The organism is Leucobacter sp. USHLN154, from assembly GCF_037145595.1.
Taxonomy (GTDB): Bacteria; Actinomycetota; Actinomycetes; order Actinomycetales; family Microbacteriaceae; genus Leucobacter; species Leucobacter alluvii.
The window spans coordinates 1-223 of record NZ_JBBCXF010000014.1 but is presented as its reverse complement, the minus strand read 5'-3'; the positions used below and the strand labels follow the sequence as shown (position 1 = coordinate 223).

Genomic DNA, 223 nt, shown 5'->3' with positions numbered 1-223 from the left:
CCGCCGTAACTCTATTCACATATGACCACACCCCACCCCAAACAGGTGGACGTGTGTGGCCGTACGTCTAGAACCACAAAGTGGACGCGAAACAATCGTTACTGAAGATACCCATGCCCTCCCACATTCAAGGGGAGGAAGAAATCAAGTCATCGGCTTATTAGTACCAGTCAGCTCCACACCTTACAGTGCTTCCACATCTGGCCTATCAACCCAGTAATCT

At 50.2% G+C, this 223-nt stretch carries 1 rRNA gene; it reads right to left on the bottom strand.

From position 1 onward, the window contains the following. Positions 1-140 precede the first annotated feature (140 nt). Positions 141-223: ribosomal RNA gene (locus WFH23_RS14065) — 23S ribosomal RNA — on the bottom strand; the annotation flags it as partial.